The organism is Heyndrickxia shackletonii (assembly GCF_001420715.1).
Classification (GTDB): Bacteria; Bacillota; Bacilli; order Bacillales; family Bacillaceae_C; genus Margalitia; species Margalitia shackletonii.
In genome coordinates this window covers 372,389-394,709 of sequence record NZ_LJJC01000004.1, presented here as the reverse complement: position 1 = coordinate 394,709, position 22,321 = coordinate 372,389, and the positions used below count along the sequence as shown (strand labels likewise).

The 22,321-nt window shown below is 37.3% G+C and carries 24 protein-coding genes and 2 riboswitches; of the genes, 6 read left to right on the top strand and 18 right to left on the bottom strand.

The window, feature by feature from the left end; all coding sequences use genetic code 11:
• Positions 1–13 precede the first annotated feature (13 nt).
• The 4 genes from metC to AN964_RS02020 all read right to left on the bottom strand — a co-directional run bounded on the left by metC (position 14) and on the right by AN964_RS02020 (position 4,185).
• Positions 14–1,189, bottom strand: coding sequence for a cystathionine beta-lyase (metC, locus tag AN964_RS02035; RefSeq protein ID WP_055738123.1), 1,176 nt, complete (start codon positions 1,187–1,189; stop codon positions 14–16).
• On the bottom strand, positions 1,189–2,310 hold the full coding sequence (locus AN964_RS02030) for a methionine biosynthesis PLP-dependent protein (RefSeq protein ID WP_055738122.1): 1,122 nt from the start codon (positions 2,308–2,310) through the stop codon (positions 1,189–1,191). Before AN964_RS02030 ends, metC begins: the two co-directional genes overlap by 1 nt.
• A 78-nt stretch (positions 2,311–2,388) precedes the next feature.
• A riboswitch (SAM riboswitch) is annotated at positions 2,389–2,498 on the bottom strand.
• A 111-nt stretch (positions 2,499–2,609) separates the two neighbouring features.
• Positions 2,610–3,194 (bottom strand): TetR/AcrR family transcriptional regulator, encoded by a 585-nt coding sequence (locus tag AN964_RS02025; RefSeq protein WP_055738121.1) that lies wholly within the window; start codon positions 3,192–3,194, stop codon positions 2,610–2,612.
• Between the two features lie 106 nt (positions 3,195–3,300).
• Entirely contained in the window at positions 3,301–4,185 is an 885-nt protein-coding gene (locus AN964_RS02020) for an SDR family oxidoreductase (protein ID WP_437177094.1), read from the bottom strand.
• 204 nt (positions 4,186–4,389) lie between these two features.
• Between AN964_RS02020 and AN964_RS02015 the strand changes: the two genes are divergently transcribed.
• Positions 4,390–4,836: a hypothetical protein gene (locus AN964_RS02015; protein WP_055738119.1), complete on the top strand. Its 447-nt coding sequence runs from the start codon at positions 4,390–4,392 to the stop codon at positions 4,834–4,836.
• 98 nt (positions 4,837–4,934) lie between these two features.
• Here AN964_RS02015 and AN964_RS02010 read toward each other — a convergent pair whose 3' ends face one another.
• Positions 4,935–5,897 carry an LCP family protein gene (locus AN964_RS02010; RefSeq protein ID WP_055738118.1) on the bottom strand — a complete coding sequence of 321 codons (963 nt, stop codon included), beginning with the start codon at positions 5,895–5,897 and terminating at the stop codon, positions 4,935–4,937.
• 147 nt (positions 5,898–6,044) lie between these two features.
• Here AN964_RS02010 and fosB point away from each other — a divergent pair, with 147 nt between their 5' ends.
• Positions 6,045–6,461, top strand: coding sequence for a metallothiol transferase FosB (gene fosB, locus AN964_RS02005; protein ID WP_055738117.1), 417 nt, complete (start codon positions 6,045–6,047; stop codon positions 6,459–6,461).
• A gap of 56 nt (positions 6,462–6,517) precedes the next feature.
• The gene (locus AN964_RS02000) at positions 6,518–6,976 is read left to right on the top strand and encodes a DinB family protein (protein WP_055738116.1); all 459 of its coding nucleotides are present in this window, start codon (positions 6,518–6,520) and stop codon (positions 6,974–6,976) included.
• A 416-nt stretch (positions 6,977–7,392) separates the two neighbouring features.
• Here the strand turns inward: AN964_RS02000 and AN964_RS01995 are convergent, their stop codons facing one another.
• The 8 genes from AN964_RS01995 to AN964_RS01960 all read right to left on the bottom strand — a co-directional run bounded on the left by AN964_RS01995 (position 7,393) and on the right by AN964_RS01960 (position 14,916).
• Complete coding sequence (locus AN964_RS01995; RefSeq protein ID WP_055738115.1) at positions 7,393–8,583, bottom strand: M20 family metallopeptidase; 1,191 nt, start codon at positions 8,581–8,583, stop codon at positions 7,393–7,395.
• Between the two features lie 56 nt (positions 8,584–8,639).
• On the bottom strand, positions 8,640–9,491 hold the full coding sequence (locus AN964_RS01990) for a MetQ/NlpA family ABC transporter substrate-binding protein (protein ID WP_055738114.1): 852 nt from the start codon (positions 9,489–9,491) through the stop codon (positions 8,640–8,642).
• On the bottom strand, positions 9,488–10,156 hold the full coding sequence (locus AN964_RS01985; protein WP_055738113.1) for a methionine ABC transporter permease: 669 nt from the start codon (positions 10,154–10,156) through the stop codon (positions 9,488–9,490). The genes AN964_RS01990 and AN964_RS01985 overlap by 4 nt, the downstream gene beginning before the upstream one ends.
• Positions 10,146–11,162 (bottom strand): methionine ABC transporter ATP-binding protein, encoded by a 1,017-nt coding sequence (locus tag AN964_RS01980; protein ID WP_055738112.1) that lies wholly within the window; start codon positions 11,160–11,162, stop codon positions 10,146–10,148. Before AN964_RS01980 ends, AN964_RS01985 begins: the two co-directional genes overlap by 11 nt.
• 171 nt (positions 11,163–11,333) lie before the next feature.
• A riboswitch (SAM riboswitch) is annotated at positions 11,334–11,449 on the bottom strand.
• A gap of 81 nt (positions 11,450–11,530) precedes the next feature.
• Positions 11,531–11,929, bottom strand: a complete 399-nt coding sequence (locus tag AN964_RS01975; RefSeq protein ID WP_055738111.1) for a hypothetical protein — start codon at positions 11,927–11,929, stop codon at positions 11,531–11,533.
• A gap of 154 nt (positions 11,930–12,083) precedes the next feature.
• Positions 12,084–12,977 (bottom strand): D-alanyl-D-alanine carboxypeptidase family protein, encoded by an 894-nt coding sequence (locus tag AN964_RS01970; protein ID WP_235950530.1) that lies wholly within the window; start codon positions 12,975–12,977, stop codon positions 12,084–12,086.
• A gap of 144 nt (positions 12,978–13,121) precedes the next feature.
• A complete protein-coding gene (locus tag AN964_RS01965) occupies positions 13,122–14,237 on the bottom strand; it encodes a sensor histidine kinase (RefSeq protein WP_055738109.1) in 1,116 nt (371 codons plus the stop codon).
• Positions 14,227–14,916, bottom strand: coding sequence for a response regulator transcription factor (locus tag AN964_RS01960; protein WP_187356639.1), 690 nt, complete (start codon positions 14,914–14,916; stop codon positions 14,227–14,229). Before AN964_RS01960 ends, AN964_RS01965 begins: the two co-directional genes overlap by 11 nt.
• 144 nt (positions 14,917–15,060) lie before the next feature.
• Between AN964_RS01960 and AN964_RS25290 the strand changes: the two genes are divergently transcribed.
• Entirely contained in the window at positions 15,061–15,234 is a 174-nt protein-coding gene (locus tag AN964_RS25290) for an RNA polymerase sigma factor (RefSeq protein ID WP_083489183.1), read from the top strand.
• 347 nt (positions 15,235–15,581) lie between these two features.
• On the opposite strand, the gene AN964_RS01955 is transcribed toward AN964_RS25290, so the two are convergent.
• Positions 15,582–16,088 carry an HXXEE domain-containing protein gene (locus AN964_RS01955; RefSeq protein ID WP_055738108.1) on the bottom strand — a complete coding sequence of 169 codons (507 nt, stop codon included), beginning with the start codon at positions 16,086–16,088 and terminating at the stop codon, positions 15,582–15,584.
• Positions 16,089–16,225: 137 nt separating this feature from the next.
• Positions 16,226–16,999 carry a DUF4931 domain-containing protein gene (locus AN964_RS01950; RefSeq protein WP_055738107.1) on the bottom strand — a complete coding sequence of 258 codons (774 nt, stop codon included), beginning with the start codon at positions 16,997–16,999 and terminating at the stop codon, positions 16,226–16,228.
• A gap of 207 nt (positions 17,000–17,206) precedes the next feature.
• Between AN964_RS01950 and AN964_RS01945 the strand changes: the two genes are divergently transcribed.
• Entirely contained in the window at positions 17,207–17,884 is a 678-nt protein-coding gene (locus AN964_RS01945) for an AlkZ-related protein (protein ID WP_055738106.1), read from the top strand.
• A 210-nt stretch (positions 17,885–18,094) separates the two neighbouring features.
• On the opposite strand, the gene AN964_RS01940 is transcribed toward AN964_RS01945, so the two are convergent.
• From AN964_RS01940 to AN964_RS01925, 3 genes are all read right to left on the bottom strand, one after another.
• Entirely contained in the window at positions 18,095–18,502 is a 408-nt protein-coding gene (locus AN964_RS01940) for a VOC family protein (RefSeq protein WP_055738105.1), read from the bottom strand.
• 148 nt (positions 18,503–18,650) lie between these two features.
• Entirely contained in the window at positions 18,651–19,091 is a 441-nt protein-coding gene (locus tag AN964_RS01935; protein ID WP_163258586.1) for a nuclear transport factor 2 family protein, read from the bottom strand.
• 361 nt (positions 19,092–19,452) lie between these two features.
• Positions 19,453–19,998, bottom strand: a complete 546-nt coding sequence (locus AN964_RS01925) for a TetR/AcrR family transcriptional regulator (RefSeq protein ID WP_055738102.1) — start codon at positions 19,996–19,998, stop codon at positions 19,453–19,455.
• Positions 19,999–20,784: 786 nt separating this feature from the next.
• On the opposite strand from AN964_RS01925, the gene AN964_RS27440 reads away from it, so the two are divergent.
• Positions 20,785–21,957 carry an MFS transporter gene (locus tag AN964_RS27440; RefSeq protein ID WP_055738101.1) on the top strand — a complete coding sequence of 391 codons (1,173 nt, stop codon included), beginning with the start codon at positions 20,785–20,787 and terminating at the stop codon, positions 21,955–21,957.
• The last annotated feature ends 364 nt before the right edge of the window (positions 21,958–22,321 follow it).

Genomic DNA, 22,321 nt, shown 5'->3' with positions numbered 1-22,321 from the left:
GCCTTCACTCCTTTTATTTAATGGTTGCAGCAAAACGAATTGCTTTCTGCAGCGATTGTTCGAAATCCTCCAGTAAATCATCTACATGCTCAAGACCGACAGATAACCGGAGAACACCATCTGTAATTCCCCTTCTTTCCCGTTCCTCCTTTGGCATTGCAGCATGAGACATGGTTGCCGGATAGGAAAGGATTGATTCCACCGCCCCCAAACTTACTGCGAAAACAGGAATCCGAACATTCTCGACAAATGCTTTTGTACATTCCCTGTCAGGCAAGCGAAACGAAAGGACAGCACCTGCTCCTTTCGCCTGTGAATGGTGAATAGCGTATCCTGGGTGAGAGGTTAATCCTGGATAAAATACTTCCTCGATAAGCGGGTGTTTCACTAGAAAAGTAGCAATTTGTTCGGCAGTCTTGGAGGACTGCTGAAGCCTGACACTCAATGTTTTCATTCCTCTTAATAACAACCAACAATCCTGCACCCCTAATACAGACCCGAACGCATTTTGAATAAACCCAACCTTTTTAGCAAGGTCATCGTTCTTTACAACTGCGAGACCAGCCACAACATCACTGTGACCTGATAAAAATTTCGTAGCACTATGAAGGACAATGTCAGCGCCAAGGTCTAATGGCCTTTGAAGAAACGGAGTCATGAAAGTATTATCAACAAACACTAAACAACCGTTTGCTTTCGCTATTTTTATAACACCTTTCAGATCGGTAATATGCAAAAGCGGATTTGAAGGAGTTTCTACATATAAAACCTTTGTATTCGGCCGGATGCCCTGTGCCACTTGATCCAAATCGGTCATATCGACAAAGGTATGTTCTATTTGAAATCTCGTTAAAACCTCTGTAACGATTCTGTATGTTCCGCCATATACATCCTGGGATATGAGAACATGATCCCCTGCGGAAAGAAGCATAAAAGCGGATGAAATGGCAGCCATTCCAGACGAAAAAGCAAAGCCTGCTGTTCCTCCTTCTAAATCAGCAATTGTCTCCTCCAGTATTTTCCGAGTCGGGTTTCCCGAACGGCTATAATCGAACTCGCCAATTTGATTAAAGGATGATTGATGGAAGGTGGATGAATAATGAATAGGCGGGTTCACTGCCCCCGTTACCCCATCAATATATCCTGACCTGTGAACTAGCTTTGTATCAAATGCATGATGAATACCCATTACAGCACCAACTCCTCCTGCCGAATTTTCGCAAATGCCTGCTCTAAATCACTAATTAAATCATCTGCATGTTCAATCCCTACTGAAAAACGCAGCAGCCTGTTGCATACACCACGCTTAATACGTACTTCTTCCGGAATATCAGCATGTGTTTGCGTAGCCGGATAGGTAATGAAGCTCTCCACACCGCCTAAGCTTTCTGCAAAAGTAATCAACTGTAAACTCTTTAAAAAAGCCGGAACCCATTCTGCTTTTTGCAAACGAAAGGACACCATTCCACCTTTATTCGGATAAAGAACACTTTCAACCTCAGGACTTTCTTGTAAAAACTCAACTAATTTTTTCGCATTTTCCTGATGGCGTTCCATTCTTATGCTCAAGGTTTTTAAACCGCGAATTAACAGCCAGGAATCAAATGGTGACAAAACAGCACCAGCCCCATTATGGTAGGCACTAAGCTTTTCACAAATAGCAGTATCTTTCGCCACAACAAGTCCGGCAAGCACATCATTATGACCGCCTATATATTTGGTTGCACTGTGAAGGACAATATCTGCTCCAAGTGTTATTGGTTTTTGTAAGTACGGGGTTAAAAAAGTATTATCAACAATCAGCAGCAGATCATTTTTTTCTGCAACCGCAGCAATAGCCGAAATATCCGTTTCAATCATTAAAGGATTAGTTGGTGTTTCTACTAAGATTGCTTTAGTTTTCTCTGTTATCGCTGCCTTAAGCTTAGCCGTATCATTTAAATCGATAAAATGTGTACGAATTCCGTAGCTTTCCGAGTATTGTTGAAGCAAGCGATAGGTTCCACCGTATAAATCATCGGAAGCAATAATCTCTTCATTTTGGCGAAAGAGGGATAATACGAGTTGAATAGCAGCCATTCCTGAACTGCAAGCAAATCCTTGCTCCCCTTCCTCCAGTTTGGCAAAGCTATCCTCCAAAAGCGCACGGGTCGGATTTTTCGTACGGGAATAATCATAGCCCGTGGAAAGTCCGATTCCCGCGTGGCGATAAGCGGTTGAAAAGTAAACAGGCGGATTCACCGCGCCTGTTACCTGTTCACTGCGGTTTCCAATTTGTACAAGCTCTGTATGAATATGATGATTTGTCATGAAATATCCTCCTATTTGTTGAATACAAAATAAAAAGGACCTCCATAAGAAGAAGTCCTCGAAAATGCCCTAACATTCTTCTTATCTTTCAGGCAAAAAAATACCTGCTGGAATTAGCACCATTTCAATAAAAATTGACGGTTGCTGAGGCGTCATCGGGCCAGTCCCTCTACCTCTCTTGATAAGATTTTTAGTATTTAGTTATTATTCAGAAATTTACCAACTTAATTAACAATTTACAACAATAATTTGCTTTTATCAAGTAAAATCTTTTTAAAATAGTGGTAAAGCGAAATATATTATTTTGATAAAATCTTCATCAGGCTATCGATTTCGTTTACCCAATAGTTTTCATCTGTATAAACGTCTTGAATCATCAGACCGCTGATAACAGAAAGATAGAGGAACAAGATCCGATGAGGATCCCCTTCGCAAAATTCCCCCATCTCCTGACCTTTAACAAATATTGGGATTAATTGCTCAATTGTGTCCTTTGAAGAGAATTGATCTAGAAGCTGCTTTACCTTGACAGGCGTCTCATCGGATGTATGCGCCTGCTGTATGAGCAAGAAATATTGTTTGTGATTTTCCTCCAGCATATTTTTAGTCAATGCTTTTAGCTGTTCAAACGGTGTTCCGGGAAGGTTTCCGATATTCGCTATTGCTGTCTGCGCTTCTTCCAATGCTTCCTGAACAAGCAAGCTGAAAAGCTCTTCTTTAGAACTGAAATAACGGTAGGACAACCCTTGACTAATTCCTGCTTCTGCTGCAATCATACTCATTTTTGTTCCCGAAATTCCTTTGCGGGCAAATACTTTCAAGGCAGCGCGCTTAATCTCTTCTCTTCTTTCATCTTGGGCATAATCCTGTTCTTTTAACGTCATTTTAAAAGTACACTCCAATCTATTGTGTATTTAGGCTGTATTGAAGCTTATTCATTCTTAATTGAAATAAGGATGTTTATAAGGCTTTCGTTAACAAAAGCTGAGGTTAACCAACTTGTTCTTGGCTGATTTCCCACAGACGCTTTGCTGCCTCCAGATTTTGAGCCGGTACTGATGGAAGAATTTTTTTCATATCCGCATAATAACCGCCGTTATCTTCTGAAATATCATCTGTATCTGCAAGCCATACTAATGTTTCGGCACCTTTTTCCGGACTGCGGGAAAAAGGCTTCATTCCTGCCATTGTCAACCGAGCCAATAAGCCATTATTTTGATTAAAATTTGTTGCAACAAGCCCCGGGTCGAAGCAGTGTGCTGTAACCCCTGTTCCTTCTAACCGTTTAGCTAATTCTGTAGTAAATAAGATGTTGGCAAGCTTCGTCTCGCCATACCTGATAGTAGGTCCGCCGAAAAGCATTTTTGGAAAAGAATATAAGCTTTTAGCATGTATATCATCAAAGTCTATTCCTTTCTTCACCATTTTGTGGCCGTGAGAGGCAGTGGTAATGATACGAGCGTTACCATTTTCCTTTAACCTTTCCAAGAGAAGTGTTGTCAAAAGAAATGGTCCTAAATGATTAACTGCCCACGTCATCTCCATCCCATCGACACTTTCTTGACGTCGATCAAACATTGCTCCAGCATTATTAATGAGAATATCAATTTTCGGGCACTTTGACAAAATCTCTTTTGCTACCTGTCTGATTGATTCTTGAGAAGACATGTCAGCTAAAAACACATCTACCACCGTCTTTCCTCCCGACACATTTTTTAATTGCGTTGCCAATTCATTTGCCTTAACTTGATTTCGTGCGATAATTCCTAAATTTGCACCGCGCTTGACTAGCTCCTTAGCCGTAGCCAACCCTATACCGCTAGTAGCCCCAGTTATAATAATGTACTTTCCTTTTACAGTCCATCTTTTTTCCATTTTAACCATCCTCCTAAGTTATCATGAATGAATGAATCATTCATTTATTTGATTTTATTTTATGTTGCATTATTTTAATTGTCAATATAGTTTTTATAAAAATTATTAATAATCTGAAAATGGGTGAGATTCTTTTCGAAACAAGGAAAAACAGAGCATTTCAAAGAATTTATATGTATTAAACCAGAAAGGAAGACTTTATCCATGACTGCTATTACGAAAGACATACATAAAAAATTGGCGATTGACAATTTCAATCAAACATGGGATTTAATCGAAAAGGAAAATCGAACCAAAATGGAAGATGATACAATGATACATATGGCGCATACATCCCGTTTTCATTGGGGAATAATTGGGGAACCGGTTAACCTTTCTAGAGGTGAATGGCAAATATCCAGAGTGTATTCCATCCTTAAGCGAGCTGAGCCTGCACTTTACCATGCAAAAAGAAATTTAGAAATATGCCTTGAAAACCAAATTGGGGACTTCGATCTTGCATTTGCTTATGAGGCATTAGCCCGTGCACATATGATCGCTGGGAATATAGAAGAAGTACATCATTATAAAATGCTTGCCACCCAAGCAAGTGAACATATAAAAAAAGAAGCAGATCGAAAATTATTGTTAGATGATCTGAAAACCATATAACTATGGCCGTTATGATGATCGAAACATTTTAAAGATTAATAGACATTATAAAGGAATCAAAAAAGCTAGTCCTCTTTTTTAGAAGACTAGCTTTTTGTTTATGGATTTGAGCTGTTGACTGTACTGCTATTATCATTCAAAAAATTATTAATCGCTTGCTGGTTTTTCTCTTTATCAATTTCCAAAACAGCACCATCATAGGATACATATCCATTTTGGTAAGCACCTTGAACTGGCACTGTTAAGGTATCGATATTTTTCGGACGTTTTAGTAAAAACTCACTAGCTAACGCAATCGCATCACTGGTATCCATATTCGTTTGAATATAAGGCTGGATTGTTCCTAATAACTTAGGTGCTTTTGTAAATCCATTTACACTTAGAACTTCATCCTTTATAGCTTGAAGAACCTCTTGCTGGCGTTCTACACGGCCAAAATCACCTTGAGCATCATGTCTAAACCTTGCATACCCTAATAATTCTTTACCGTGCAGCTTTTGAAGACCTGGATGTAATGTAACACCAATATTTTTTGACATTTCTTTTTTCACATTAATTTCAATGCCATCAGGTGCGAGTGTATCGACAATTTTTTCAAATCCTTTAAAATTCACCATTACATAATACTGAACATCTAGACCAAAATTCTGTTTAATCGTTTTTCGCAGTAATTCCGGTCCTCCTAGGAAGTATGCTGTATTCAACTTATAATTTTTATATCCCGGAATTTCGACAAACATATCCCTCATCAAAGAGATAAGCTTCACCTTTTTATTCTTTGGATCATATTGTGCAACCATCATGGAATCCGTACGGGACTTTTCATTCTTGCGCTGATCGATTCCAAGCAATAAAAAGTTTACCTTTCCATTGGCGTCCTTTTCACCATGAAACACAATTTTTTCTTTTTTAATTCCGTCATTACCTGCTTGTTTGATACCTGAATAATATTGAAAAGCAACATATATCACTGCTGCTATAATAATCACAAAAAATAACAAGAGGAGAATTCTTCTTCTTCTTTTTTTCCTTCTTGTTTTTTTATCAAGTCTTGTAACCATAGTATCCCTCAACTTTGAAGATAGATTTATTCTTATCTATACAATTTTTGGTGACCTTTCTATTATCAATGAAAAACCGAAATTTGTCACCCCTCCAATTTCTGCTGATATAATAGGAGAAAGTTACCTTAAGAGGATGTGCATGATATGAAAGGGATAAATCACCTGTTATTTTCTGTATCAAATTTGGAGAATTCTATCGATTTTTACGAGAAGGTTTTTGATGCAAAATTGCTTGTAAAAGGGAATACCACCGCGTATTTTGACCTTAACGGGATATGGTTAGCACTTAACGAGGAAAAAGATATCCCCCGGAATGACATCCACTATTCCTATACCCATATCGCCTTTTCGATAGAGGAACAAGAATACGAACATTTTTTGTCGAAATTTCAAAACTTAAAAGTGAATATTCTTCCTGGAAGAAATCGTGATGAAAAGGATCGCAAATCCATTTATTTTACCGACCCGGATGGACATAAGTTTGAACTACACACAGGGACTTTGGAAGATAGATTAACTTATTATAAGGAAGAAAAAAAACATATGAATTTTTATACTTAAAATGGTAATATATAAGCGGAAATATTCAGATTTATCAGGAGTCGGAGGATAGGGTTATGTTACAAAAAGATGAAATCTTATTTAATCAACTAGAATCATTCAGAGAATGGACACTTGGACTTTTAAAAAATATTACTGAAGAGCAGGCTGATATTGTGCCTAAAGGATTCAACAACAATATTCGTTGGAATTTAGGGCATATCTATTTGGACCAATACCTTTGGATTAAAGCTGTAACAAAAGAACCAATTCCGATTCCCGAGGGCTTTCAAGAATGGTTTGGCTTTGGGACAAAACCGACAGATTGGAAAACTGCTCCTCCGCGTTTAGATCAGCTAAAAAAGTTGTTGGCTGAACAGCCTAAAGTAATTCGTGAACTATACGGAAACCGTTTAGAGGAAGAATTTGCACCAACAGAGCTCGGAATGCATACAATCGCCCAAGTTCTTGTCCGTACTATTTATCATGAAGGAATGCACGCGGAAACGATTAAGTTGATGAAGAGGTTTCTGTAGAATTTGGGAATGAGAAGTAATTGTTCCGGATTAGGGATTGAGAATGTCCTTCACTTTTTTGTGAAGGACATTCCTTGGGGATTGCAATGGAATCGTGTCCTTCATCGACTTTGTGAAGGACATTCCTTGGGGGTTGCAATGGAATCGTGTCCCTCATCGACTTTGTGAAGGACATTCCTTGGGGATTGCAATGGAATTGTGTCCTTCATCGACTTTGTGAAGGACACTTGAGTGGTTATTCTACTTTATTTTGTCCTTCATCGCAATTATGGAAGGACACTTTGACTGCCTTTCTCCTTTTGTCCTTTTGGCACCATAGAGCATTCTTATAGGAAACTTCAACTGCTTTTCTAACTAATGTTGTGCATGACTATCACCCGGCAGCCTCCATTGAGACCAGGGCCATTCACTAATCTTTACTTATCTGCCTCTTGAAATTCTTTCTGAACTTTTTCTAATAATTCCTTATCTGTTAACAGACGATATCCGGTAAGAGCTAATGCTTTTGCTGCTGTTAGTAAGGCATGTTCTCCTTGTTTGGATCCAGCCGCTTCTCGAAATTCATTTGTATGGGCAACTAGATTGTCCGGTCCGATTTTGATATAGGAGTGGGAAGTTGGAACAACATGGCTGACATTCCCTGCATCCGTTGAGCCAATTCCACCATCTTTTCCTTCCACTGACTCTCCCAGCAGCGCTAATTCTTCCCCTACTATTTCATCTAATGAATGATTAATAATGAAATCATGTACTTCATTTTGGAATCTTTCAATCTTCACTGTACTTCCGGTTGCCAGTGCAGCACCTTCCGCAATGTTACGGATTTTACCTGAAACTTCTTCCGTATGCTTCCATGTATTTGCGCGGATGAAAAATCTTGCGGAAGCATATTCAGGGATAATGTTTGGGGCATCGCCACCATGAGTAATAATTCCATGAATCCGTACATCCGTTGATAATTGTTGACGAAGTGCATTGATGCCATTAAATAATTGAATAACAGCATCTAGAGCATTGATCCCTTTTTCCGGGGCACCCGCTGCATGTGCAGCTTTTCCGTAAAAATGGAAATCCAATGGATCTACTGCCAATGATGGACTGGATAATCCTGTTTTTCCACTTGGATGTGCCATTAATGCCGCGTCAATCCCCTCCAGCAATCCGTGTTTCACAAAGCTGCCTTTTGCACTTCCGTTTGGGCCTCCTTCTTCTGCCGGTGTACCAAATACAACTACTTCTCCACCAGTTTCTTCAATTACTCCTGCCAACGCAATACCTGCCGCGACACTTGTTGTTCCAATGATATTATGGCCACATGCATGACCAAGACCAGGAAGAGCATCATATTCTGCTAAATAGGCAATTTTTGGACCAGGTTTGGAGGATGATTTTCTCGCAACAAACCCTGTTTCATGTCCTGCAACATTTCTAGTAACCTCAAAACCTGCTTTTTCAAGAATCCCTGTCAATGTTTCGGACGCAAAAAACTCTTGGTTTCCGATTTCCGGATTTTCGTGGATACGATGACTTGCATCGATATATACTTCCTTAGAATCCTCAATACTTTTCACAATTTGCTCTCTTTGTGTTTCTACCTTAACAGTCATGTCAAGCTCTCCCTTCTATTATTTAGCCCCAAACTAGTTGGGGCTCTTTAAATGATTTATAGATTCTTAATTTTATCAACCGAAATAGTAACAGGTACGGTAGCCCCTTTATCACGTTTGATAATGTAATCATGTACTTCTTTTGACTGGTATGCCTTTACAATTTTCAAAAAGTCTTTATCGTTTTTATCCTTTGTACGTGCTGCAATGACATTGATATAAGGCATTGCTGCTTTATCATTTGGATCTTCTTTATAAAGCGGATCTTTTGATGGATCCAATCCTGCCTGTACGGCAAAACCATTGTTAATCACAGCTCCGGCAACATCGTCTAATGATCTTGCCGTTTGTCCAGCGGCAATCGGTTTAATTACTAAGTGTTTTGGATTTTCTTTAATTTGATCTATGGTTCCTTTAGGGTCAAAGTTATCTACTAGTTTGATTAGCTTTGCAGATTGTAAAAGTTTAAGGGCACGGCCTGCGTTTGTTACATCATTTGGAATCGTAATAGTTGCTCCATTTGGTATATCGCTTAAATTTTTGTATTTATTTGAGTAAAGTCCCATTGGTGCAATAACGGTTGATCCAATTGCTGAGATATCCAAGTTATGATCTTGCTTAAACTGATTCATGTAGGTGATTGTTTGAAATGCATTTAAATCAAGGCTTCCATCATTCAATGCTGTATTTGGTTGAACATAATCAGAAAAAGAAATAATTTTTAACTTAATGCCGTCACCTTTCACTTGTTTTTGAATAATTCTCCAAAGATCACTGTCATCACCATTGATGCCAATTTTAATCGTACGAGTTTTACCATCACTTGATGACGCTGAACTAGATCCACATGCTGATAATACAGAAATGGTTAAAACTAATGCTGCAAAAATAACAAAAAACTTTTTCATCCTCTTTTCCTCCTCACAAATCTTGACCATGAATTTCCTAAACTTTGAATTAGTTGAACTATAACGACAAGCAATACAACGGTAATCACAATAACAATAGTGATAAATCGTTGATATCCATATGTAATAGCTAAGTCTCCCAACCCGCCTGCACCAACGGCACCAGCTGCTGCCGTTGATCCGATTAGACCAATCGTTGCAGTGGTAAACGAAAGAATTAATGATGGTATAGCTTCAGGAAGGATAAATTTCGTGATAATTTGAAATTTCGTAGCCCCCATCGCATATGCCGTTTCCAGCACCCCTTTATCTACCTCCAGCATCGAATTTTCTATTAATCTAGCCAAATAAGGGCCAACAAAAATCGATAAAGGGACAATTGCGGCTGCCACTCCGATTGAAGTTCCCGTTACGAGCCTTGTAATAGGAATAATTGCAACAAGCAAAATGATGAACGGTACGGATCGGACAATATTGATAATCGTATTCAAAACAGTAAAGACTGCTTTATTTTCCATAATGTGCCCAGGTCTAGTCACAACTAGGATAATTCCTAATGGCAATCCGATGATCGTTCCAAAAATGAAGGAACCAAGCACCGTCAGAAACGTTTCTTGGCACGCCTGCAAAAACTGCGGCCAGAAAAACTCCCAATTAAGCTCCATGTGGTAAAACCTCCTTCACCTCTATACCATTTTCTAAAATAAATTGAATAGCCTTACTGCTCTCTTCCTGTGATCCATCCAATGCAACAAACAAGTTTCCATATGGTCTATCCTGCAGCTCTGTTATGGACCCGTACAGAATATTTAAGTGAATGTCAAATTTCTTGGAAACCTCCGATAATAATGGATTTGCTGCTCTGTCACCCAAGAAGACAAGTCGATAATACTTGCCGCTTGAAAGTGTTTTGGAAAGACTAGGCGGAACTTCATTTTGCAACACCGTATTAACAAAGTTGCGAGTAATCGTTTTTTGTGGATTGGTAAATACTTCATATACTGTCCCTTCCTCTACGATTTCGCCATTATCAATAACCGCTACCTTGTCACACAAATCTCGAATAACACTCATCTCATGAGTGATTAAAACAATCGTGAGGTTATATGATTTGTTTACTTTGCGCAAAAGCTCCAAAACATTCTTTGTTGTTTCAGGATCGAGAGCGGACGTGGCCTCATCACAAAGCAATAAATCCGGATCGGTGACCAATGCTCTTGCTATACCGACACGCTGCTTTTGCCCTCCAGACAGATGGCCAGGATAAACATTTTCTTTCCCAGTAAGACCAACGAATTCAATCAATTCTTTTACTTTTGCCTGAACATCTTTCTTCTTTTTGCCTTCCAAATATAGCGGCATGGCAATGTTATCAAAGACCGTTTTAGCAGAAAGTAAATTAAAATGCTGAAAAATCATACCGATTTTCCTGCGGGTTTTACGCAGCTCCTTTTCATTTAATGACATCAAGTCCAATCCATTAAGATGGATTGTCCCCTCTGTCGGTTCTTCCAATCTATTTAGGCATCTGATTAAAGTACTTTTTCCAGCCCCTGAAAAACCAATGATCCCAAAGATGGATCCTTTATCGATTGTCAAATTAATATCTTTTAATGCATGAATCGGCGGCTTCCCTGGATAAACCTTTGAGACATTTTTAATTTCAATCAAGTTGTCATTCCCTCCTAAGTGAATTTTAATCAAGTAAACTGATGAGATAACTTGGTTTTAGAATTAATTTGACGGCCTATTTTCATGAGTTTCCCCTTTGAAAAACCAAAAAACCCTTCCTCTTATCCATATAAAGATAAGAAGAAGGGTTTATATAATAAGCCGTTCTACTTCTTATCTTTCAAATCGATTTCTCGATTTGCAGGAATTAGCACGGTATTTGCAAAAATAGCAAACCCGTTGCCGAGGTTTCATCGGGCCAGTCCCTCCACCTCTCTGGATAAGTAATAGCGTTTTTTATTTAATTTTTGAACTTGCAAGACTAATAATATTGCGATTTTTAAAATAAGTCAAGAGTTTTTTGAAACTTACGGTTTAATTAATAATTTTTGCTTTAAGTGGGAGATTGACTTAATGATGACATAGCTTAATGGAGATGCAATTATTGCCCCACCAATGGAATATATGATCACCCATTTGATGATATCGTCAATATTATAAGAACTAGGATCTATGAATATATTTCGATCATTAATTAAAAAACCTATTAGAATAATAAAAAGCGAGGAAAAAAAGCTATATATCCAGAGCTTTGAGCCCGGGATAATCGGTTTAACTTTAAAAGTAATGAATAAATAAACTAAAATAGATTGGACAATGGATAGCTTAAATAAATCCGGAAACCACAAATAAGGTATCATTCCAATGAAAAGAGACCCAATTACTGATATTACAATGCCTGCCGCTACACCAATAAGTAATAACATAATCCACCCCCTAAAGACAGCTTATGAACATTCATATAATAACATTAGTATTCACGTAATTCTAAATTTACTTTAATTTACTACTTACAAATTATATAAAATTAACTAAAAAAGGTTAAAAGAACATCCGCTTGTTCTTTTAACCTTTTTCTATCTATTTACTCGCATATTCCCGCTGAAATCCATAATTCAGCATGGCAGTCGAATCCTTATAAACCCCTTCCTTGCTTGAATGCAGCACTACAGATATAAGGTTTTTCCCATCTCTTGTCGCGGATGACACTAAGCAATGTCCCGCCTGATCGGTAAAACCTGTTTTAATTCCATCTGCTCCTTGAAAGAAGTTGTCACTGCCTCGGTTTACAAGTTCGTTTCGATTGTAAAAGGTGAAAAAGGAATCCTTGTAGGTTTCCTCACTGACAATTTCACGGAAGACTTGATTTTTTCTTGCCTCTCTTGCAATGATAGCCAAATCCTTTGCAGTAGAATAATGATTTGGATCGTGAAGCCCATGAGGATTTACAAAATTCGAGTGGGTTGCCCCAATTTCCTTCGCCTTCTCGTTCATTAACCCTGCAAAATAGTGAATCCCTTCCTCTGGACTCATATTCGGTTTCCCACTATCTTTCTTGGCGATATAAATAGCAATCGTTCTTGCAGCATCATTTCCGGATGGAAGAAGCATTGCTCGCAAAAGAACCTTTAATGGAATCACATCACCTCGTTTTAGACCGGCTGAGCTTTCATCAGTAGTTCTTAATGAAACTTCATCCCCCACCCGCACCAGATCATTCAGATTTCCTTTATCAAGCGCAACCAACGCAGTTAGGATTTTCGTGGTGCTAGCAGGATAAAGGCGTTTATTTTCATTTTTTGCAAATAAAATATTCCCGTTATCCTCATCCATCAGCACTCCTGCTTCCCCTTGGATCGGCAGATTTTCTGAATTGGAATGGATGAAATTCAACTTCATGTTTTTTCCCATATCAAAATGCTGAAATAGAAATATACCTCCTATGACCGCTATAAGGACAAAGATCTTCTTCAAATCCCTTTCACTCCCCTGAAAATTTTCCCATATTAACTTTAACGGAAATTACTTAAATGCCGTGTAAGGATTTCTAAAGAAAAGCTTAAAAAAAGCTAATGATGTGAAGGTTTGAAAAAAGCCATCCTTTAAGACAGAAAGAGATTACCTGCTATTCGGCAATCTCTCCATTGGAAGCATAATTTTAAAATTGGTTTCATTCTTGTTGCTTGTTGCCTCAATCGTTCCATTGTGGAGCTCCACGATGCTTTTCGTGATTGCTAAACCGAGCCCGGATCCACCTGTATCAATGGAACGGGATTTTTCCACCCTATAAAACCGTTCAAATATAAACGGCAAATCCTCCTCTGGTATGGGATTCCCGTAATTCACTACTTCTGCAACTACCATTTTTTCTTCTTTTCCAACCCTTATATCAATGCATTTTCCTTCTTTTCCGTATTTCAGTCCATTTGAAATTAAATTTTCGAACACTCTTACCAATTTATCTCCATCTGCTTCAATAAAAATACTCTCAAATTCACTTTTTAATTGAATTTCCATTTGTCGTTCTTCCAGCTGCGGCAAAAATTGCGCCGAAACTTGGGATAAGAGCTGAACTAAATCAATCCTTGCATACTCGAGCTGGATGGTACCAAAGTTTACACGAGTATACTCAAATAAATCGCTCACCATTCGATCTAATCTTATTGCCTTATCAAAGGCAATGGACACATAGTAACGGAGCTCGACCTCATCATTATATCGATCCTCCTCAATGAGCCTTAGATATCCCATAATGGATGTTAATGGTGTTCGCAAATCATGAGAAACATTTGTAATTAGTTCGTTTTTTGCCTGAACAGCTTTCCGTTCCTCCTTAATGGATTTCTGCAATTGAGAGGATATACTGTTCAAATTCTGTGCAATATCCCCGAGCTCATTTTTCGAATAAACCGGAACATGAAATTGAAAATCTCCTTGTGAAATTTTGGATGTTCCATCTAAGATTTGGTCAAAATTCTTTGCCCACTTTCTGCTTAAAACCAGAATAAAAATCAAAAATAGAATGCCGCATACCATATATAAAATTTTATGAAGTCCAAGGAAATTATTTAAATAATACAGCTTTAATAAGACAGAGTATGAGAGAAAATGCGTAGCTCTTAGGATGTAGGCGAGAAATAAAAGTCCAAAAGTAACAGCTGCGGATAAAAGTGCACTTAATGCAATCAGCGTTAAAATCCTTAATTGGATTCTGGCAAGAAATCTATTCTTCAATTTTATACCCTACTCCCCAAACTGTTTTGATCAGCTTATACCCCAGCTCCTTCTCTAATTTTTCCCGGAGATTGCTGATATGAACCATGACGGTATTATTAGAGGCAAAGTATTTCTCTTCCCAAACCCTTTCAAATATTTCCTCCGTACTAAAAACTCTGCTTCGATTACTTGCAAGTAAGTAAAGAATTTCAAATTCCTTTGACGTAAGTGTAATTGGTTTCCCATTATGAAGTACCGTATGGGAAGCTCTATTAATTTCTAATGAATTAATATTTAGAAGGTCGCTTTGCTCCTCCTGCTCCACTTGTTTGAATTGATAGGAACGGCGAAGTAATGATTTTACCCTTGCAATTAATTCCAATGGATTAAAAGGCTTAATCATATAATCATCTGCACCCGTCATCAATCCAAGCACCTTGTCCATATCCTCTGCTTTTGCACTCAGCATCAAGATTGGAACGGTATTCGTTTCTCTTAGTCTTCGACAAACCTCCATCCCGTCCAATTTCGGCATCATTAAATCTAAAATGATCAAATCAATTTTCTTTTGTGCAAACATATCTAAAGCTTCCTCACCGTCATATGCCTTAAAAACGGTAAATCCATCATTTTGCAAATAAATAGATACTAGGTTTACAATTTCCTTTTCATCATCTACAACTAATATATTTTTCAAGTTTATCACCCAATATAATTATACTATTTTATATCTAGACTACCATTTCATTCCCATTATCTCCATAAACTTTTTTAGAAAAAAGTGAATCAAAATTCTTTCTTTTACGTCTAATGTTCAGATTATTGGAGGAGGAATACGTCCATGGTAAGTTCGGACCAGTTGCTTGGAGATTTATTCCATGAATATAGCGATTTAATTTATCGGTTTATTTTGTTAATGGTGAACAGCCGTGAGGAAGCAGAGGACCTTACACAAGAAGTGTTTATTAAGGCGTGGAAAATTGATTTCATCGCGGGTGTCCGTAAAAGATGGTGAACTACGAGTAAAGCAGGAATAATGAAGTAAGGCCAAGCTGTTATAGAAGTTTGGCCTTATTTATTTTATCGTTTCATTCGATTGACTGAATTATTTTGAATAGTGACTGAATTATTTTGAGTTATGACCGAATTATTTTGAGTTATGCCTGAATTAATTTTACAAGGCAGGAATTTTGCAAATAAATAGCTTTATATAATGGTAATTTGGTATATAAATCGTCTAATTTCTGATTCCAATAGCAAGAAAAGCGTTCAAATATGCTTTTGTTCTGTTAAACCCATCCTTCAAATCACGTATTTACCCAGTCAAATTAAATATATTTCATGAATAAGCTCCTAATATATCTAATATTTTGACGCAGCCTTCATTAAAGCAGGAAAAAATAAAGCGAACAAAATAACTCCCACCGGTATACTAATCCAAATGTCACTATAGCTAATCATATTCTTTTGCAATACAACCTTATAAAACCATAAACCATACGGAATTAGAAAGAAGATAGATGTTATCACACCAGGGGTATATCTTCTTAGTAAAATTGCTTGACCGATATGTGTAAAAGAATGCAGAAATAAAACAGCGAACAAGCCTAAATAAAACCATTTGTAAAAACCTGTGAATCCATTAAGAAAAACAAAAAGAGTGGCCAATGAAATAATAATAAATTCAGCAAAAACTACAATAGAAAATTGATCGGTTTTCATCGCAAAATTTTTTTCAAAAAAGTTCTTGGCCCGTTTCGGTAATTTATGAACGAGATCCTGTTTGTTTTTAGCAATCCACTTCTCCACTACAATGATTTCTTCAAAATCATGAATAGCAAAGATAATTGGAAACAGCCAAACTAGCAAAATAATTAGTTTATCGATATAAATCTCCCCCCCAAAACGCTTAAAGTCCGATAGCTTCCTCCAGCCTCTGAATAGCTACGATACTGAATTCCTAATTGATATTTGTATACTTGTGGCCTTGAGCATTTTTGCTATCATCATTTAATCAATCCGTTCTCTACACAAAGTTCTCGTATCTGTTCGGCCACCATCTCAAGATCATCCGACACTTGCGGAATCACATATCCTACAAACAAAGGCGATACCGGAAATCGAGGAATTATTTTACAACTAATAATATTTTCTATGTGATAGAAGAATAGATTATAACTTTCACAACGGTACGGGGCATGATGCAACAAATATTGAACAGCTTTTTGAATAAAATCAGCCATTCGATTCATTTTGTTCCGGTCATACAAATTTACATTCATTTCGCGAAAACCCATAATCGGTTTGGTTGAGATATTAAAATCAACAGATGGATCTCTATAAATCGTAACTCCCTTAAAGTTCTCAGTCTTAATATTTTTCTTATAATCGACGTCTTTCAGCCCGACAATTTGCATATGAGGATGCCTAATGGTGCCGCCGGACAATGGCCCATGATTTTTATAAAAGAGAACGGATGTAAATTTACCGCTATTCTCTAGCTCTAACCAATGACGGACTCCAAACTTTATCACTTTATGTAAATGTTCTTGAGTATATTCCGACAGCTCGCTATTACACTCATCTGTTTCTATCAAAACGGTTTGTAGCGTATTTTGTAAAGTTGGGTATTTATTTTTTAAAAAGATAATGGAATCCTGTTGATCGATAATATTCTCCAATTCTTCCACATTACAGAATGGACATGAAGTTGTCTTATTCGTTACGGTTACAGGCTTTTGTTTTCCGATTTGGGATGTAAAATATAGCTGGGTTTCCATCCAATCACCTCATTCATCTATGTAAAATGTTCTCTTCAGCTCTACTATATTTAAACTCCATTTAGATTTATATTCTACAAGTAAGTGAGTACTCCTTTTTCCATAAAAAATATCTATTTTATTGAGCCGAAGTTTATGAAAGGAGATATCCGTAAAGTGGAGAATTCTTATAGCAATGAAATTTTTAAATAAAGGAGCGAAAATAGCTTGAAGGAATATAAAATAAATACTTATGACGAGGCTGTGCAAGTTGTTAAAGAAGTTGGGATTCTTCCCCTCGCCTCATTCATCCCTGATTTCCCTTCCCTTGACACCATCACGTTGAAGCAAAACTGGCACACGGGAACAGAATTAGATCCATGGCTATGGCGGGCGCAATTTCCTGTTGATGGAATCGCAGCTTACGGAAAGTTTATAAAGAAAAAAGCCATTCTCATATCTCGTGAAATACTGCCTTTAGTCAAGACGGTCCTAGGAAGCGAATACTCCGTGAAGCAGCGTTATGAAGATGGAATGATATCTAAAGAGGCGCTTGATTTATACTCGATTATTAGCGAAGAGGAAGGAATAGATACAAGGGTTTTACGGGTAAAAGCCGGCATGAAGGATAAAGAGAAGAAAAAGCCATTTGACTATGCCTTGCAAGAACTACAGGGAACCATGGATATCGTAATCTCCGGTACAAAACAAAAACAAAACGAACTGGGTGAGATAAATGGCTGGAGCAGCACTTCCTATGAAACAATGGACAAATGGTCAAGGAAAAATAATGTTGTTATAACTGGAGTTAAGAAGGAAAAGGCAAAAGAAATGCTTAAAAAGTATTTTGCAGAAAAATGCAGCCCGGAATCCATGAAAGCTTTAGCTAAAATTTTTATGTTTTAATAATGAAAAATGAAAGCCCAACAATAAAATCATAATAGTTTATACAAATTTCATTTCCTACAAAATAGGGGTAAGTTCGTATCTTGGAACGAGATTTAATACATGCAATACCTAGAGGATCATTAAATTTACCCCTGATAGGATTTACCTTCTCTTTGATTTATCCTTGAATTTTGAGGCTTACCTATATTTAATAAAAACAAACATCACTTAAAAATTTAGTTCACAATCATGATGCTCCCAGATATCATATAGATTTCCGTCCATATCTTCTAAGGTAAAAAAGTTACCATTCTCGCCTTCATAGCTTATTTTGCTGACTAATAGTTGCTTTGACTGCAGCTTTTCATGAAGACTTTCTATATCATTTGTATAAAAAGTAGTTACCCATTTTTTTCTTCCACCCACTTCAAATACTGCTCTTGAATCATGATCACTTTTAATTAAGTGAAGAATGGGCCGATTTCCAATAAATAAACTTAATGACTCTTCCATTTTATGTCTAATATTAAAGTCCAGATGTTCGACAAACCAATTGGCTGATTTCTCTAAATCCGCTACTGGAATCACGTTATATGCGATACCTAATACTTTTCCTTCTTTGTCTTGGGAAATCATTCATTTTTCCTCCTTTCATCTTATAAATCTAAATTCTACAAATAAACGGATTATTCCTCCAGATTATGTAAAATTATCCCCCAGCAATTGCCAAATAACAGGGTCCATTTGTTCAAAAAATAGGATCGCCACCGCAATCCCTTCGTTTTTACTTTAAATTAAATATTCCCTTCCCAGTCTCTATATTGATTGGCAATGATGAATGCTCATGTTTAATGTTCCATGACTCATTTTCTTTTTTTAAGCCGAATGTAAATCTATTAGTAATCTGACGAAGTTTCTCCCCCGAATCTTCGTTATGAGCGGCGAATGTAACAGCACCATGAACGAAAGCAATATACGAATCTGCTTCTACTACTAAATCATTAAAATCTACTTTGAGAAAAACACCTTCATCACTCAAACTATTAAACCACTCCGTCGCCTTTTCCCTCCATGCGGAAATACCAATACATTCCCAGTTCTCCCAGCAATCATAAATATGAATGTCAGAAGCGTATGTAGATAAGAATTTCTCCACATTTTTTTCATGAACCGCTGATTGATAATTTTCAAGCACACTCTGAACGTTATGAAAGACAGAACCCATAACCACATCCCCTTTGCTACTAGTTTTTTTCACTATTCCCATAACCCATTTTCCTTTTCAATTCATTAAAAAAGCTATCTTGTATTAACGCAATAACAACGCAAAGTGGTGTAACTTTCATTTACGTTTTTGAAGATTTTTCTTCATAAGAGATGCTACTTGTATATTTTCTTGATCAGAAGAGTTTATTCGGAATGCGACAATTCCTTTACTCATTCCCTCAATAAAATGGGGATCTACCTCATATAATTTGTATGGACTATCCGCACACCTACCAAACCTCATTTTTATGTTTACTTCCACAAAAAAAGTACTTCTCCTTCTTCTGGAGAAGCACCCGCTAGTTATTCATAATATTGATTTATAAAATCCTCTCTAATAAAATCCCCACTTGTTCTGCCATCAGATTAGGGGGAGAAGGCATTCCATCCTTTAACCATGATTCCACTACCCCAACATAAGCATTTCCAACAAATTTAACCATAACATCTTTACTTAGGCCATCATTTTTTCCAGTTGTTGTGTCCACCTCATCCTTGAACTCGTCAATAAGAAAATCAAGAAACTTACTGCGAAAAGAAGGTGCTCCTTTACTTGCCAACATGGTCGAAAAGAATAAGTAATTACTCTCAAAGTATTCAAAAAAGACTATAGTAGCATCTACCCATTCCATATCACATGCCCATTCGCACGCTTCCCTTAGATTATTTATATGTTCTTCCATCAGTTTATCCAACAGATCAAATTTATCTAAGTAATGAAGATAAATAGTTCCTCGATTCACATTCGCTCTATCGGCAATATCTTGTATCGTAATTTCATCAAAGCTTTTTTCTGACATCAGTTCAAGCACTGCTTTTTTTATTGCTTCCTGAGATTTAATTATTCTTCTATCCACTTTCGACATTATATAGTCACCAAACTTCCGTAAGATAATCAACAATTTTAAGTGATTTGTTCAGTAATCAACGGATTTTAATATTTTAACCATTGAAAGCTTTCTTGTTCTTTTTATAATTATAGACATATGTTGATTAATCAATCAATATTGAATATTTTTCGCATCTATTATTTTATAAGAATGGCTTTAAGCCTAAAATATACGAATTATAAGGAGGAAATAATAAATGTCATTATTAATAGATAAAGTTGTAATCATCGCCGGAGCCTCAAGCGGTATTGGTGAAACCACTGTCCGCCGATTAACAGATGAAGGTGCGCAGAAATTGCGGTAGCCATCGAAGCCATTACTCACTTATCATTTTATGCCGGATGGCCAAAAGCATGGTCTGCTTTTAGTTTAGCGAGGGAAGTTTATGTTGAGGACTAAATTTTCCCTTTAGTTACAGGGGGTTAACTTCATCTAGAGAATGTTCATCGCTTTGTGCGAATAATTTCATATCCTAAGCGGACATAGAATCCGTTATTCTTATTAAATGTCCCTATTTTAAGGGGGAAGCGGACACAGATTCCGTTATTCACGAAAAAACACAAGGAAAACACTGCGTTTTGACAATATAACGGATCCTGTGTCCGCAAACATAAGGAATTAACCCATTTTGTCACAAATAAGGGATCCTGTGTCCACCAACCAAATCAGTACACATTTGGTCTCTAAATTCCACAGAAAAGAGCATAAAAAATAATCGAGCTAACCAGAATGAATTTTGTTGAGGGGTGAATTGTAAAAAATATGAGTAATACCTTTAAAATTTATATACTTGCTTTCATTACCTTTATAGTCAGTACATCGGAGTACGTTATCGCAGGCATTCTAGATAAAGTCGCTGCCTACTCTAGTGTATCGGTATCGTTGGCTGGACAACTAATCACAGTATTTGCAATTGCCAATGCATTCGGTTCTCCACTTGTCATAATGGCGACGACAAAATTGAACCAGCGTATATTATTAATTCTTTCACTATCATTAATGGTAATTGGCAGTATTATGACAATCAGCCTTCCTGGCTTCGGCTTTCTAATCGTTTCTCGCATTATACTTGCAGTAGGCAGCGGTGTTTTTGCTATCGCGGCTAAAACAGCCGCTGCAAAACTTGCGTCACCAGGACAGCAGGCAGGAGCTATTGGTACCGTTATAATTGGATTCAGTGCGGCTTTCATCGTCGGTGTACCAATTGGTCGTGTTGTAGCAACTGCATATGATTGGAAAGTAATATTTGTGGGCATCGGTGTTCTTAGCTTGCTTGCAATCTTCACTGTCATTTATATGATTCCCGCCACAAATAGCGATGTGACTGTTCCTCTAAGCAAGCAACTCGTTTTGTTAAAGAACCCCAAAATCTTAATGGGTCTTGGTGTAACGTTTTTCTGGCAATTAGGATATGCAGTGCTTTATTCATATATCTCCCCCTTCCTGCTAACCGTTACATCTATGAGCGGTCGAGAGGTGAGTATTGCCCTCTTCGCCTTTGGTCTCGCTACTTTAATTGGTTCCAAGTTCGGCGGATTCATGACTGATCGGATTGGAATTCCGCGATCACTTATTGGTGGCATGGTCATTCATGTAATAGCTCTTGTGTTATTATCTACAATTGCTAAATCAACAATTACTGCTATACCGCTGCTTATGTTATGGTCCTTTTCAGCATGGTCATCTGGTCCTGGTCTGCAGTATAACCTGGTCTGGCAAGCTCCAGAAGCGTCGGGAATCTTACTAAGCCTGTACGGTTCCTTTATACAGTTAGCCATAGCGGCAGCCGCTGGAATTGGCGGCATCGTCACAAAAAGCTCATCGATTCTAACCGTCAGTTGGATAGGTGCCGCATCTGTCGCGATAGCTATATTTATTGCAATGGTTTCATTTAGTTTTAAGAGTAAAGGAATGAAGAACGAAGAAATCGCATAATGGAGGTTTTATTACGGAATATCGCACAGTGCTGAACAGGAATTCAAGTTTCCAATTTTTATAAAGCATAAAATAAACATAATAATGTATGACCCCCTTCCTAACGTTGGGGGTTTTTCTTTATGTTAAAAAAATAGTTCAAAACCTTTCGAGTTAATTTTTTCTATTAAAAAGTTCTAATTTGAACATCACCAGCCCCACTTTCACCATTTTATAAAAGATAAATCTACCACATCCAAAGTCATCAGTCTTAAGTCTTAGATAAAAATAAACCTGTGAAAGGATTTAACGATAAATAAACGATGCTATACTCTGTTTGGCAGGTAAGGAAATTACTGTTATTTTATTACGACTAATAACAAAC